The following is a 12,890-nucleotide window of genomic DNA, read 5'->3' as shown; positions in this document are numbered from 1 at the left end:
TACGCCAAAAAACACTTAAAAGTAAGTAGGCAACGTCTAGAACATGCAAAGAGAGTTGCACGTTGCGTAGTCAAGTCTAACGACTTAGTAGCCTATGAAGATTTAAGAGTTTCCAATATGGTTAAAAATCATTGTCTAGCAAAATCAATTAGTGATGCTAGTTGGTATTTGTTCAGGCAATGGTTAGAATATTTCTCGGTTAAGTTTGACAAGAAAACTGTCGCCGTATCACCTCATTACACTAGTCAAAAGTGTAGCAGTTGCGGTGTAATCGTCAAAAGGTCTTTGTCAACTCGTACCCATAAATGTGTTTGTGGATGTGAGTTGCATAGAGACCTTAACGCGGCAGTGAATATTCTAAATCTTGCAAAAGCTAGGGACGGGCAGCCCCAAAGTAACGCTAATGGACTAGTAACCTCTACGCTACTTGACGAAAGTCTGGTAAAGCAAGTAACTAGGATGAAATTAGAATCCCCTCGGCAATAGCTGCGGGGAGTGTCAAACCACCGTTGTTTGAAAGAAGCGGTTGGCGGGGCGTGCCAGTCCCAGATTTTCGCGCAGCGTCTTGCCCTCATACTCTTTGCGGAAGATTCCACGCCGTTGGAGTTCTGGCACAACCTTGTCCACAAAGTCATTCAACCCTTCAGGAAGAAAAGGGAACATGACGTTGAAGCCGTCACACCCTTCCTCTGTCAGCCATTGCTCCATATCATCAGCGATCGTTTGGGGCGTGCCGACGAAGGACAGCCCGCCATAACTGCCAATGCGTTGCGCCAGTTGTCGAATAGTCAAGTTCTCACCTTGCGCTAAGGCTATTACTCTTTCTCGTGAAGAGTGAGCAGCGTTATTCGGTAGGATTTCTGGCAAGGGGGCATCTGGATCAAAACCCGAAACATCGTAGCCAAGCGCACTATTTAGGCTGGCGATCCCACTATCATAATGTACTAGGCTGTCCAAATGAAGACGCTTGGTATGTGCCTCGGCGACGGTTTCTCCCACAATGACTAAAGCACCTGGAAGGATTTTTATGCTGTCTGGGTCACGTCCCTTCGCCTGCGCCCGTCCCTTAATGTCTGCAAATAAAGCTTTGCCAGCTTCCAGATTACCAGCAGGTGCAAACACAGCCTCGGCGGTTTCGGCGGCTAATTGCCGTCCGGCTTCGGATGCGCCTGCCTGAACGATTACCGGCCAGCCTTGGACAGGTCTGGCGATGTTCAATGGCCCTCGCACCGAGAGATATTTTCCCTTATGATTCAGAACGTGAAGCTTTGCAGGGTCGAAATAAATCCCTGCTTCCACGTCCCGAATAAACGCATCGTCAGCAAAGGAATCCCAAAGACCCGTGACAACATTATAAAATTCTCTAGCCCGCCGATAGCGTTCATCATGCTCTATCTCTTCTTCTAATCCAAAGTTGAGCGCTGCGTCTGGATTGGCTGTGGTGACGATGTTCCAGCCAGCGCGACCGCCACTAATATGGTCGAGAGACGCGAAGCGGCGAGCGATGTGGTAAGGGTGGTCATAGGTCGTGGAAGCGGTTGCTACCAGCCCGATGTGTTCGGTGACGCTGGCAAGGGCAGAAAGTAGGGTGAAAGGTTCAAAGGATGTGACAGTATGGCTGCGCTTCAGTGCGTTGATTGGCATATTCAGCACCGCTAAGTGGTCAGCCATGAAGAATGCGTCAAACTTGCCTTGCTCTAGTTTCTGGATGAATCGTTTCAGTGCTGGGAAGTTGAAATTAGCGTCAGGCAAAGCCCCAGGATAGCGCCAAGCGCCTGTATGTATGCTTACTGGGCGCATAAAAGCACCTAGTTTTAATTGCTTCGATCTGGTCATTATTCCTCCGTATCAAGTTTAAAATACAGGTGCGATCGTCCCCTTGAGATAGTTGTTGATATAATGCTTCAATTCGGGAGCAACACAAATTTAATATCGAATTCTTTCCAAAACATTACTGTTATTAGATAAAATCTCATAAAATTTTAACCTGAAAATTATACTTTCTTTGACGACTAAAATGGAAAAGTTTTTACATCAATCGATAAATAATTAATCATAGCTAACAAGGCTAAATTAAATATTATTCAATAAATTAACCATAAATGTTACTAATAATCAATAAATTAGTAACATTTAAAATCTGATAAAATATGAAAAATCAATGTATTACCACGGTAAACCGCAGAGTTTAATCATTCCTTTTTGCGAGCTTGTTTCAAATTAAAGCTCAAAGGGCAGTTTTTTATCATCAATCATTCACACTCACAAGTTTCGGCAGTCTAGATATAGGGATATCCAAGAAGTAAGAAAGAACCTCGTGCCGCCAAGCATCATAAAGTACTGGCAAATCATTAATTTCAATCCCAATAGCTTTTTGACTCAAATGCCAATGATCCCGAAGGTAAGGATTGCGTCGGCGTTGGCCTTCTTCATCTGCTTCTATGACTTGTGCGATTAAATCCTCTTTCTCTGCGGGTGAAGCTCGATCAAATTTACGTTGCCACCAGTCTACAACTCCTTGGTTCTTGCACTCGCTTCTTCGGAATGTAAGGGGCGTACTTATCAAGCAGTTTGTCAAAAATTTCCAGTTCTAAATCAGTAGTCCAAGCTGGACGAGTAAGTATTGCTGTCATAAAGTTTCCTTTGGGTAGTGGAGAACAATTTAATCCAAAATCTAAAATCCTTAGCCTCTAGCCCCTATTTTAAAATTAGCGTTTACCGTTAACGATTGCACTCTTGGTATGATTTCCGCAGCAAAACGCTCCATTTCTGTGGCAAAAGGCTGGAATTGCAGCATGAAAGTATCAATTCCTACTTTGGTAAATTCAGCAATCCGATGGGCTACAGTTTCATAGCTACCAACCAATCCTGCTGCTGTACCGCCATTGCTCCCCACACCAGGATACTTAGCCATGTTTTTGAACATAACTACTTCCGAATCTACTCCTTTGAGTAATTCTGAGCGATCGTCTTGTGCTAGTACCATTGCTCTGAGGTTTTGATATTCCGCTTCCGCTTCTTCGTCTGTCGGTCGAGCAATCACAAAAGCCGACATAGCAAAGCCCAGAGGTTGAGAGCGAAACTTAGTTTTTTGAGCAACAGTCGCAATGGTTTCGCGGATGACTTCAATCGGACGACCATTGAGGAAAAATGTATGGGCTTCTTTTGCAGCTAGTTCTTGGGCTGGTTCTGACTCTCCCCCTAAATATACACGCGGATGTGGTTTGGCTATAGGTGGAGGATTGAGCTTCAAATCATTGATCTGAAAATATTCACCGTAGAAGTTAACTTTTTCTCCACTCCATAGAGCTTTTACGACCTTAATCCATTCATCCGAATAACGATAACGCTCATCGTGGGTAAGGAAATTTATCCCCGGTTTTTCCATTTCTGGCTTGAACCAGGCACTTACTAAGTTAATCGCAAAACGTCCATGACTTATAGCATCAATACCTAAAGCCATCTTTGCTAAGACAGCAGGATGAAACAGTAATGGCTTAACAGCTGCAATAATCTCGATAGAGTTTGTTGCTTCTGCTAGTGCTGCTGCTGCTGTCCAAGTTTCTAGCTGGTCAAGTTCTTGGTTCCTGGGATTGATGATATGTTGCGCGATTAAAGTTGTGGTAAATCCGCACTTTTGGGCCAATTGGATTAAATTCTTGGCTCGTGAGTAACTAGCATCACGAGGTTCAAGAGGATGGTTCATCACACCGCAGTTGCCGTAAACGGGAATCCAAATCCCATAGCGTGGTTCAGACATAGTTTTCTAGAACCTTTGTAGTCGGGACTAAAACTTTCTTTTTGCAGCTAAAAGATACGATAAGTCGATAAACTTATAGTAGTATACTATGAGATTTGCATAGGTGAGGATAAAAAACAAGCTATATCTCCTCAGTCCCCATTTAATTTGGAGGTAAGAATGTCAGAACCACGCTACGGTATTTGGGTACCTGTTGGGGGTAACTTTGGCCCCCTCAATACGCCAGATGAACCGATTGATGCTAGTTATGAACGCACGCGATCGCTAGTATTAGAAGCAGAACGTTTAGGATATGTCACCACTTTAGTAGCACAGCACCTTGCCAATCCCCGGAGTCTGGATTTAGAACAGTTGGAAACTTGGACAGCTTGTGCGGCATTGGCTGAAGCTACAGAAAGTATAGAAATTATCGCCGCAATTAAACCTTTATTATTTCATCCAGCCGTTCTAGCCAAGATGGCCTTGGGAATTGATACTATCAGTCGCGGACGTTTTGCCATAAACCTAATTAGTGCTTGGTTTCGCCCAGAAATGGAGCGTACTAATATCCCTTTCCCTCCGCATGATGAACGTTATCGCTATTCTGGTGAATGGTTGCAGGTTGTTAGAGCTTTGTGGAGCGGTGAGAGGGTGAATTTCGAGGGTGAATATTTCAAAATCCAAGATTTGAGCCTTCGACCATTCTCTGTTGCTCAACCCTATCCTCGTATCTACCTGGGAGGAGCATCAGACCCAGCACAAATTTTAGCAGCCCAACAAGCCGATGTTTATTTCATCAACGGTCAGCCGATTGAAGATGTCCGCAAAGTAATTAAACAAATTTTGGACCGACCACGTTTCCTAGCCCAACCAGTCCGCTTTGGTCTGTCAGCCTTTGTCATTGCCCGGACTACAGACGAAGAAGCGCAAGCAGAACTAGAACGACTCATGGCACTGCAAAAATTGGAAGAACAATATAAGTTAAGTGTTGCTAAAGGAGTTGACACAGAAGCCGTCATGTTCCAACTCTTCGCCAAAAATCCGGCTGTTGGCGGCAATGGTGGCACAGCCGCAGGATTGGTTGGCAGCTATGATACGGTTGCAACTCGTGTTGCAGCTTTCGTTGATGCAGGTATCGACACTTTCATGCTGCAATTTAATCCCTTTGTTCGGGAGATGACAGGTTTTGCCCAAGAAGTTATGCCTCGCGTGCAACACTTGCAAAAAGTTGGTTAGTTGTTGACCTGATGCTAAGGTGCTACGCAGTAACTATTGACTATGGACTGTTGACTATGGACTAATGACGGCAGGACTAACTAATTACCATGTGACCAATGACTAACCAAACTATTCATGTTGTAGCTCGTTTTGTGGCAATACCAGATAAAGTAGAACAACTCAAAGCAATATTATTGGGACTGATTGAATCAACTAAACTTGAAGCAGGTGTGATTAAATATGAACTTTTACAAAATCAATCACAGCCAACAGATTTTACTTTTGTAGAAGAGTGGGAATCTGCGGCAGCACTGGATACTCATTTAGCGTCACCCCATCTGCAAGCAGCAATAGCCAAGCTAGAAGGATTAATAGCTGCGCCACTAGAAGATATCCGCCGTTATTCTATTTTGGCTGCGATACCTACTATTCAAGGAGTGGAATCTTGAAATGCTTGCATACAGAGCGTTGGCTCTTTAATTCTTCCCGCCAGGGCTTGAGGGCGATGCCTCTGGTGGGCGCTTCCGCCATCGCAAGGAGTGGATTTTCGGTATAGCAGCAGTTTACTGCTTTGTCACAAGCGATCGCTTCCTCGCTTGTATTTTATAGCTACTTTCTGCCTCGCTGTTGCATTTCTTGCTGACGCATGGGCATAGCGTCAATTTGCTCAAAAATTGCTGTAGCTTTGACTGGTGTGGTGTCTTGGCGCTTAACACCACCATCTTTGCCCACCAAAATGACCTGAAAATTTTCTTGATCAACCCCAAAGTGATTTCGCAACTTGACAGCAGAAGATTTATCTATTAACTGTCCGTTGGCATAGCTTTTATCTGTTGCCAAAACCTGAACGAGAACTAAATCCCGGTCTGCAAAACCGCTTTTTTGCTGCAATAGCTGCATCTGTTGCTGATAGCTATGGTTATCAACAGATGGTGCAAAGACTAGTAGCACGCGATTTTTCCATTTTTGGGAACTGAGGTTAAATGAAGACATTTTGATGGTATGGGTTGAACCTTGGACAGTACCAGCAATGCTGACTGGTGACACGGCTCTACAGGCGGTGAAGATTAGGGCGATTAATAGTGACTTTTTCACTTCGGGGGTTGAGATAAGCGTTCCATCATCTCAAGCTATCATCAGTTTCCCCACTCTGACTCTATCTGGTGGTTTGTTTTGGGTATTAGGTAGAGGTAGTGCAACTTTTCGTCCCTGAAATTTTTAAGTGCGATGCCTGCAGCGGGCGTAGCCATCACACAAGCGCGGTATCCTTAAATCCTAGCCAGCCACTTTGTAAGTGCTAAATGAAGAGTAATTCTAGAGAATTAGAAACATTGTTGTTTCGCCTAATTTCGGTCTAATGAATAAAAAACAAGTTAAAAATTCTCCGGTTTATACTTATGATTATCCGGTTCATGATTATGCAGATAACAGTATTTATCTAGTTATTTACTGCAACGGTCAAAACATTAAATCTCTAAAAAATGAAGATGCACAGTGGTTACTGAAGGCTTTAGAAATCTGGACAAGTCCAGAAGATATTCAAGCACTCTTAAGTTCGTATGACTACTAAATTAGCGGAATATTACCTGCTTATGAAGATATAACACTAATTCTTTCGTTGGGCGATCACCTACGGTGGGCGGTTACGCCATCGCTCTTTTTCACTTGTTCCTCTAAGAAAGAGGGCGACACTTCACTAGCCATAGTCTAGATTGGGCTAGACATCAAGTGCATACTACTAAAAGCGTAGGCGCAGCCCGTCGTAGACATCGCTCTAAAGAATAGCGCCGACCTAAATATAGGCGGGCGCTATGCTTTTAATTTAAGTTCAGGGATAAAATATAGTGAAATGGATTCCCTGATATTTACTATTAATTGATTAAGCTTTAATTGATTACACAGTACTGCGACGATTTAGCAAGTTCCACAATAAAACAGCGACAATTGCACCAAGAACCGCTACTGCAATACCTGGAATGCTAAGACCAGGAGCCGCTAGAGTTAAGGTTCCTGTATTGAAAAATACACCCAGACTGCCACCAACAAAAGCACCGATAATTCCTAATAAGATTGTTCCGAGAATTCCGCCACCTTGATGACCTGGGTAGATAGCCTTTGCAATAGCACCAGCAATTAGACCTAAAACAATCCAAATGGCTGACTCTTCAAAATCGCTTCACCATAACTTTTGACATTTTTAATTTTTACTTTTTTAATTTGAGTTCCATAAATATTTCGGCTATTTCATTGTCATTATATTTATTAATTTCTTGAAATCCATATTTTTCAAAAATCTTCCTGGCTACAATAGATTTTCTCATCGTATCCAATCTTAATATATGTAATTCGTTTTTATTGGCATTCAATAATAAATGTTCCATTAATAATGTACCTATTCCTTTACCCTGATATGAAGGTAAAACAAAGTACCTTTTAATCTCTCCTATTTTATCTATTTTGTTTAATATCTTTAATCCAATACTTCCAATTACTGCGGTATTTTCCCTCATAATCCAGAAATTTCCACCTTGACTTTGGTATATATTTTCAATATTCCTTATATCCGATTGTAAGCCAGTTGGCTCAAATTTATATCCTCTGTACGAATACATTATTTCCAAAAAATCTTCCAAACTAGCCTGGAATTCGGAACTGTATGAGATTAATTCCATTTGTTCAAAGGGAGTGGTCATGGGTTACGTTGTAAATCAACTTTACTAGGGCTATTTTCTAAATTACTAGGGCTGATCTTGTTATCCCCTAGTACTGGAAATCTGACTCACTTGCTGCTAGTGGAAATCGTTCATCATCTGGTAAGTTCACCAAGAGCACTGTTAAAGCATCAGCCGCATACTGAGAAATTGCCCCCACATTGTTGATACCCCGCTCAAGTGCCAAACCTCTGGAATCAGCCTGCCAATCTAAACCCTGTTTGGTAGCTAACCAATTGAAAAGGTATGCGGGATAAGGAATACAGCTTTTAATACTAGTCGAGTAGTAATGGTGTGAGTCAGGAGATGGGCGATCGCATGAATCCTTGCTTGAATTAAACCACCGTGTTTTACACCAGTGGGACTACTAGCTACTACCTGGAGACTAGTACATTTTATTGGATTTTCAGGTCTGACAAATGGTTCAAGTAGGATCTAAAATTACTTTGATGAGTCAAAGACTACCACTTTTTGTACGGTAGGAATTTACCAGACATGGTAATTTTAACGCGATCGCCTTTGGGGTCTACCTCTTTTTCCACATCTAAGGTAAAGTCAATTGCACTCATAATCCCATCACCAAACTTTTCTTGAATTACTTCTTTAATCGGGAAGCCATAGACCTGCATAATTTCATAGAAGCGGTAAATCAGTGGGTCTGTTGGCACAACAGGGCCCAATCCCTTGACTGGATATTTGGTCAACTCTTGGATATAGATGGGGGCTAAATCCAATGCTGCTACCAATAACTGAGCTTCTTCGGGTAATGCACTAGCTTGACGATAGAATATAGACGCAATGTATACTTCATCCCGCCCCAGAATTTTTTCTAAATCAGCAAAGTTTAAACCTTTCTGTTTCTTTGCTTCTAATAAGGTTTGCGTAATTTCAGGAATAGACATCTGGTAAATTTAAAAGTGAATTAATTTTGCCCGAATAAATCTTACCATGATGACGTATAATACCCGAATTTCTCACGCTTTTGGGTAGGGGGGAAGTAGCATCTGTTTTGATGGTAGCGATAATATTTTGATGATGAGAACAAAAAAATTATGCAAGACCGAACTTGGCAGCCACCTGAATTTCTCCAACTTCAAGGTCAATTTGTCACACTCAGACCCTTTGTTCCTCTAAGGGATATAGATGCTTTGTATGCAGCTTCACACGGCACGCCAGAAAAGGAAGCTATATGGAATTATCTATATTACGGCCCATTTGATAGCCCTTCTACAATGAAAGACTGGATGGAGAGAAATACATTAAATAAATCTGACACTCTGACTTGGACAGTCTTTGAAAACTCAGCAAATATCCAAGTAGGCACGGTGGCATTATTGGGAATTGTGCCAGAGCATGGTCGGGCGGAAATCGGCCATGTGTGGTTTGCCCTGACAGTCCACAAGAGTAAAGTCAATACAGAATCACAGTTTTTGCTACTACAACATCTTTTTGACCACCATCTTTATCGCCGAGTTGAGTGGAAATGTGATTCTCTAAACCATGCCAGCCGAACTACAGCAACGAGAATGGGATTCATTTATGAAGGTCGTTTTCGACAACATATGTTTGTGGGGGGAAGAAACAGAGATACTGATTGGTTTGCAATGACAGATAAAGAATGGCCGCGATGTAAAGGCAATTTTGAGAAATGGCTTGATTCCACCGCCAAAATTTCATTAATGGAACTAAATAACGGTTAGGCAAGTGCGTTGTGGGTAGATAATCAGGGCTAAATAACTATGAAAATCATCATTTCAATCACGCTAAGTGCTTTATTACTTAAACTGTTGGCTATGGACTAATTATTAATTAAGTAGGAAGGCACAATTAAATATAAGATAAAACCTCACCTTCAATCCCTCTCCGTGAGTTCGGAGAGGGAAGCCGGAGGCAGAGTAAGGTTTTATATTTAATTTGATCCACTTACTTACCATTGACCAATGACTAACCAAACCATTCATGTTGTAGCTCGTTTTGTAGCAATACCCGATAAAGTAGAAGAACTCAAAGCAATATTATTGGGACTGATTGAACCAACTAGACTTGAAGCAGGTGTCATTAAATATGAACTTTTACAAAATCAATCACAGCCAACAGATTTTACTTTTGTAGAAGAGTGGGAATCCGAGGCAGCACTGGATACTCATTTAGCATCAGTCCGTCTGCGAGTACCAATAGCCAAGCTAGAAGGATTAATAGCTGCGCCACCAGATATCCGCCGTTATTCTATTTTGGCTACGATGGCTCCGCCCGCCTCTGGCATCGCCTAGTATCCAAGGAGTGGAATCTAGAAATGGTTGCAGACAGGACAGTTGGTTCTTTAATTCTTCTAGCCAGGGGTTGAGGGTGAACCGCATCGCACCCCAACAAAATAATATTAGCGCCCACCTAGATACAGGCAGGCGCTATTCAAATAATTTAAGCTCAGGGAGAAAATATAGCGGAATGGATTCCCTGATTTTTACTATTAATTGATTAAGCTTTAATTGATTACACAGCACTGCGACGATTTAGCAAGTTCCACAAGAAAACAGCGACAATTGCGCCAAGAACCGCTACTGCAATACCGGGAATGCTGAGTGTGGGGGCGGCTAACGTCAAGGTTCCTGTACTGAAGAACACACCCAAACTACCACCAACAAAAGCACCGATAATTCCTAATAAGATTGTTGCTAAGATTCCGCCGCCTTGATGACCGGGGTAGATAGCCTTTGCAATAGCACCAGCAATTAGACCTAAAACAATCCAAGCAAGAATATTCATTGTTTTAATTTGAGCAACGTTTTGTACTGACAAATACACAATAGCAATCCCAACATTGACATTCAATCTACCAACAGAAACAATTATTAATAGCCTTGAGGATGAACGCTGTTACTTCTTGTGATATACCCCCTAACTGAGATGGATAATTAATAAAAAAAGCTCCTAGCAGGTCTAAAGCTGGGATCTAATAAATTCATTGCTTGATAATTGCAGTATATGCATTTTTAATGATTTATCTCATCTACTTGAAGAATTACAGCAGTTTTCATGTATTTGAACCACATCTGTCGTAGGGGCACAGCATGCTGTGCCCCTACCGCGTGGTCTATTTACCTGAAAATAGCTGTAAGCTAAGGTTTGAAAGCAGATACTCTTGTACGATGGCGTACTTGCCTACCGGAGGCGATCGCTCTTAATTCTTAGAGGAAACCCTAAGCGACACCAAACAGCCCGTTGCAGACATCGCTCCCACTTGGGCCAGAACTGAAAACCTTATCACTCTCCATCCTTAAGCTCTAACTGATAAATCCGCATTGATGGATATTCGTTCATGATCCGCTAGTAATATCCAGTAGGCGGCGGCGACACCCTACCACCGCAACGGTACAAAAAGATTGGCCCCGGTGCATAGCTTTTTTCATCACTTGCTCCAAACTGGGGTCTGGGTTCTCGCTGTTGTACCAAATAATGTGTGACTTTCCAGAATATCCAGCCGCCATTAAGCTGGCAAACAGCCACTCCATCAGCGATTGAATCTGCTCTGGCTCTACGCCGCAGCTTTGTTGCCCGTAATACCAACTTATGACCCATTGTTGGGAAAATACTCAAGGTTGGTTACGCCACTCATATCACAACTACAATAAATTAATAACTTTAAGCCATTAGATCAACGAAGTGGCTCTAACGTTGAATACAGGACTGAAGCTGGTTCTACAAGAGCCAATGCCACATCTACCCTATAATTTCACGGGAGCTTAAAATCCAATCTCCAATTGCTAAAAATCCTTTATTTCCTGCGGCGATCGCCCAGACAGTTCGGGCATTCCCGTGAAGGGATAAATCCCTTCACGGAAATGCCCTCTGCCCTTCTTGATGAAATTGTTAATGTGGTGTTTTTAGCACCCCAATAAACACCCAAGCGCCTTCAACCCCATTAACAAACTCAGGGCGACTGTTGCTGATTGTGGTGATGGTGGCTATGGGGACTAGGATTCTGAGGATTGCTAATATCAGTAGGATGTTGAGAATCATCTAGAGGGTAGCCATGAGAATCATTGTCGAATGATTGCGTTTGGAAGGCGACATATACACCGACCCAGGTATTACTGTCTCTTAAATATATAAACAGCGCCCCATCTTCCCCACGCCCGTTTTCGTCGTCGTGATTGCCTCTAGAATTACCCTGATTCATGTGGATATTGTGAATGCCATCGTCTGGCTGAAATCCCCATACCTGATTAGAAGTAGTCTGCTGAGCAGAACGTTGCTCGTATCGATGCCCAAAAGCATACAGCACAGCATTTTTTTCAGCAATCACTTGCTCCACTAGTTGCTTAATCTGTGGTTCCCCCTGATCCTCAATCGGCTGTGATGAATTGAACAAAGGGAGTAGCTGCATCTGCTCTTTGGTCACCAGTTGATCACGCACAAAGTCAATCCCCACGATTCCTTGATCTGGCAGGTTGAACATTCCATTATTCAAGCTCAGTAATGCCTCCACCTGCGGAGGCGTAATATTTGGCTTGAGTGCATACAAAACCCTGACATCAGCAAGCAGATTTTGGGTCTTCTGAGGCAATATTGACTGCAATATCGAACTGCTGATTCTCTGTCTCTACAAGAATGTGGTAATGAGGACGCTGAGACGGGTTTCTGGAAAAGAGTTTGGCTTGAGTTGGTTTTCCCACTAGAAGCGCTGTTGTGAAATTAGACATAGTGCTGTTTGACTATTGTGATAGTGTCATAAGTATATCTACACACTTGAGCAATAAAATTCAGTAGACCGAAAACTTTTGCGATGCCTTCGGCGGGCGCAGCCATCGCTAAAAAATAGTAGTGTATGATACCATTTTTAGAGGAATGGAAAAAAGCAGACGTAGCGGGAGTCACAGAACTGACAAGAATGTTAGCAAGAGAAGGTTTTCTCTGGTGTAGACCTAAGAGAGTTAGCCAACAAGCGATATCTCAACGGTTTTTAACATTTCCCGCCGAATTATTTGAGAAAGTATTCAAAGATTTATTACCTAGTTTAAGAAGGCTCTAATCAGTTTTTCTTTCAAGCATCTTCTAAAATACCCTTGACAACTGCCTTACAACCTTAACTTGTTACCAATGGGTATGGCGGAGTGGATAGCCGAGGGTGTTTTGAACCTCACACGACTAAAAGTCGCGTGATTCCTGCTTCAACGATCTCTGCCTGAATTACTCCAGGTCTTACAAGTTCTCCACAGGCGTTT

The 12,890-nt window shown here is 42.5% G+C and carries 20 protein-coding genes and 1 pseudogene; 9 read left to right on the top strand and 12 right to left on the bottom strand.

Annotation, left to right across the window (positions count from 1 at the left end; genetic code table 11):
* Positions 1 to 486: RNA-guided endonuclease InsQ/TnpB family protein (locus ACYTXL_RS21850; RefSeq protein ID WP_461926558.1), on the top strand; the 486-nt coding region annotated here is incomplete at its 5' end.
* A gap of 12 nt (positions 487 to 498) precedes the next feature.
* Here ACYTXL_RS21850 and ACYTXL_RS21845 read toward each other — a convergent pair.
* From ACYTXL_RS21845 to ACYTXL_RS21835, 3 genes are all read right to left on the bottom strand, one after another.
* Entirely contained in the window at positions 499 to 1,836 is a 1,338-nt protein-coding gene (locus ACYTXL_RS21845) for an LLM class flavin-dependent oxidoreductase (protein ID WP_461926557.1), read from the bottom strand.
* 412 nt (positions 1,837 to 2,248) lie between these two features.
* Complete coding sequence (locus ACYTXL_RS21840) at positions 2,249 to 2,578, bottom strand: hypothetical protein (RefSeq protein WP_461926556.1); 330 nt, start codon at positions 2,576 to 2,578, stop codon at positions 2,249 to 2,251.
* A gap of 105 nt (positions 2,579 to 2,683) precedes the next feature.
* On the bottom strand, positions 2,684 to 3,760 hold the full coding sequence (locus tag ACYTXL_RS21835) for an LLM class flavin-dependent oxidoreductase (protein WP_461926555.1): 1,077 nt from the start codon (positions 3,758 to 3,760) through the stop codon (positions 2,684 to 2,686).
* A 159-nt stretch (positions 3,761 to 3,919) separates the two neighbouring features.
* Between ACYTXL_RS21835 and ACYTXL_RS21830 the strand changes: the two genes are divergently transcribed.
* Positions 3,920 to 4,975, top strand: coding sequence for an LLM class flavin-dependent oxidoreductase (locus ACYTXL_RS21830; protein WP_461926554.1), 1,056 nt, complete (start codon positions 3,920 to 3,922; stop codon positions 4,973 to 4,975).
* Positions 4,976 to 5,073: 98 nt separating this feature from the next.
* Positions 5,074 to 5,406 carry a putative quinol monooxygenase gene (locus ACYTXL_RS21825; protein WP_461926553.1) on the top strand — a complete coding sequence of 111 codons (333 nt, stop codon included), beginning with the start codon at positions 5,074 to 5,076 and terminating at the stop codon, positions 5,404 to 5,406.
* 160 nt (positions 5,407 to 5,566) lie between these two features.
* On the opposite strand, the gene ACYTXL_RS21820 is transcribed toward ACYTXL_RS21825, so the two are convergent.
* On the bottom strand, positions 5,567 to 5,950 hold the full coding sequence (locus ACYTXL_RS21820; protein WP_461926552.1) for a DUF4174 domain-containing protein: 384 nt from the start codon (positions 5,948 to 5,950) through the stop codon (positions 5,567 to 5,569).
* 4 nt (positions 5,951 to 5,954) lie between these two features.
* Here ACYTXL_RS21820 and ACYTXL_RS21815 point away from each other — a divergent pair, with 4 nt between their 5' ends.
* Together ACYTXL_RS21815 and ACYTXL_RS21810 are read left to right on the top strand one after the other, a co-directional pair.
* Positions 5,955 to 6,170 (top strand): hypothetical protein, encoded by a 216-nt coding sequence (locus ACYTXL_RS21815; protein WP_461926551.1) that lies wholly within the window; start codon positions 5,955 to 5,957, stop codon positions 6,168 to 6,170.
* A 144-nt stretch (positions 6,171 to 6,314) separates the two neighbouring features.
* Positions 6,315 to 6,527 (top strand): hypothetical protein, encoded by a 213-nt coding sequence (locus ACYTXL_RS21810; protein ID WP_461926550.1) that lies wholly within the window; start codon positions 6,315 to 6,317, stop codon positions 6,525 to 6,527.
* A gap of 324 nt (positions 6,528 to 6,851) precedes the next feature.
* Here the strand turns inward: ACYTXL_RS21810 and ACYTXL_RS21805 are convergent, their stop codons facing one another.
* From ACYTXL_RS21805 to cynS, 4 genes are all read right to left on the bottom strand, one after another.
* Entirely contained in the window at positions 6,852 to 7,112 is a 261-nt protein-coding gene (locus ACYTXL_RS21805) for a GlsB/YeaQ/YmgE family stress response membrane protein (RefSeq protein ID WP_461926559.1), read from the bottom strand.
* Between the two features lie 49 nt (positions 7,113 to 7,161).
* Entirely contained in the window at positions 7,162 to 7,650 is a 489-nt protein-coding gene (locus tag ACYTXL_RS21800) for a GNAT family N-acetyltransferase (protein WP_461926549.1), read from the bottom strand.
* A gap of 67 nt (positions 7,651 to 7,717) precedes the next feature.
* Positions 7,718 to 7,855, bottom strand: a complete 138-nt coding sequence (locus tag ACYTXL_RS21795; protein WP_461926548.1) for a hypothetical protein — start codon at positions 7,853 to 7,855, stop codon at positions 7,718 to 7,720.
* 274 nt (positions 7,856 to 8,129) lie between these two features.
* On the bottom strand, positions 8,130 to 8,570 hold the full coding sequence (gene cynS / locus ACYTXL_RS21790; RefSeq protein ID WP_461926547.1) for a cyanase: 441 nt from the start codon (positions 8,568 to 8,570) through the stop codon (positions 8,130 to 8,132).
* Positions 8,571 to 8,720: 150 nt separating this feature from the next.
* Here cynS and ACYTXL_RS21785 point away from each other — a divergent pair, with 150 nt between their 5' ends.
* Together ACYTXL_RS21785 and ACYTXL_RS21780 are read left to right on the top strand one after the other, a co-directional pair.
* Complete coding sequence (locus ACYTXL_RS21785) at positions 8,721 to 9,368, top strand: GNAT family N-acetyltransferase (RefSeq protein ID WP_461926546.1); 648 nt, start codon at positions 8,721 to 8,723, stop codon at positions 9,366 to 9,368.
* Between the two features lie 240 nt (positions 9,369 to 9,608).
* Positions 9,609 to 9,938: a putative quinol monooxygenase gene (locus ACYTXL_RS21780; RefSeq protein ID WP_461926545.1), complete on the top strand. Its 330-nt coding sequence runs from the start codon at positions 9,609 to 9,611 to the stop codon at positions 9,936 to 9,938.
* 220 nt (positions 9,939 to 10,158) lie between these two features.
* On the opposite strand, the gene ACYTXL_RS21775 is transcribed toward ACYTXL_RS21780, so the two are convergent.
* Positions 10,159 to 10,431, bottom strand: coding sequence for a GlsB/YeaQ/YmgE family stress response membrane protein (locus ACYTXL_RS21775; RefSeq protein WP_334799482.1), 273 nt, complete (start codon positions 10,429 to 10,431; stop codon positions 10,159 to 10,161).
* A 561-nt stretch (positions 10,432 to 10,992) separates the two neighbouring features.
* Positions 10,993 to 11,244 (bottom strand): hypothetical protein, encoded by a 252-nt coding sequence (locus tag ACYTXL_RS21770; RefSeq protein WP_461926544.1) that lies wholly within the window; start codon positions 11,242 to 11,244, stop codon positions 10,993 to 10,995.
* Between the two features lie 182 nt (positions 11,245 to 11,426).
* On the opposite strand from ACYTXL_RS21770, the gene ACYTXL_RS21765 reads away from it, so the two are divergent.
* The gene (locus tag ACYTXL_RS21765; RefSeq protein WP_461926543.1) at positions 11,427 to 11,564 is read left to right on the top strand and encodes a hypothetical protein; all 138 of its coding nucleotides are present in this window, start codon (positions 11,427 to 11,429) and stop codon (positions 11,562 to 11,564) included.
* Between the two features lie 32 nt (positions 11,565 to 11,596).
* On the opposite strand, the gene ACYTXL_RS21760 is transcribed toward ACYTXL_RS21765, so the two are convergent.
* Positions 11,597 to 12,232, bottom strand: coding sequence for a DUF2278 family protein (locus ACYTXL_RS21760; RefSeq protein WP_461926542.1), 636 nt, complete (start codon positions 12,230 to 12,232; stop codon positions 11,597 to 11,599).
* The gene (locus ACYTXL_RS21755) at positions 12,201 to 12,368 is read right to left on the bottom strand and encodes a hypothetical protein (protein WP_461926541.1); all 168 of its coding nucleotides are present in this window, start codon (positions 12,366 to 12,368) and stop codon (positions 12,201 to 12,203) included. Before ACYTXL_RS21755 ends, ACYTXL_RS21760 begins: the two co-directional genes overlap by 32 nt.
* A gap of 158 nt (positions 12,369 to 12,526) precedes the next feature.
* Here ACYTXL_RS21755 and ACYTXL_RS21750 point away from each other — a divergent pair.
* Positions 12,527 to 12,688, top strand: a pseudogene (locus tag ACYTXL_RS21750) (IS4 family transposase); the annotation flags it as partial.
* Between the last annotated feature and the right edge of the window lie 202 nt (positions 12,689 to 12,890).

The sequence above is a fragment of the Nostoc sp. genome (assembly GCF_054880495.1).
This window is presented reverse-complemented; position numbering and strand designations above follow the sequence as displayed.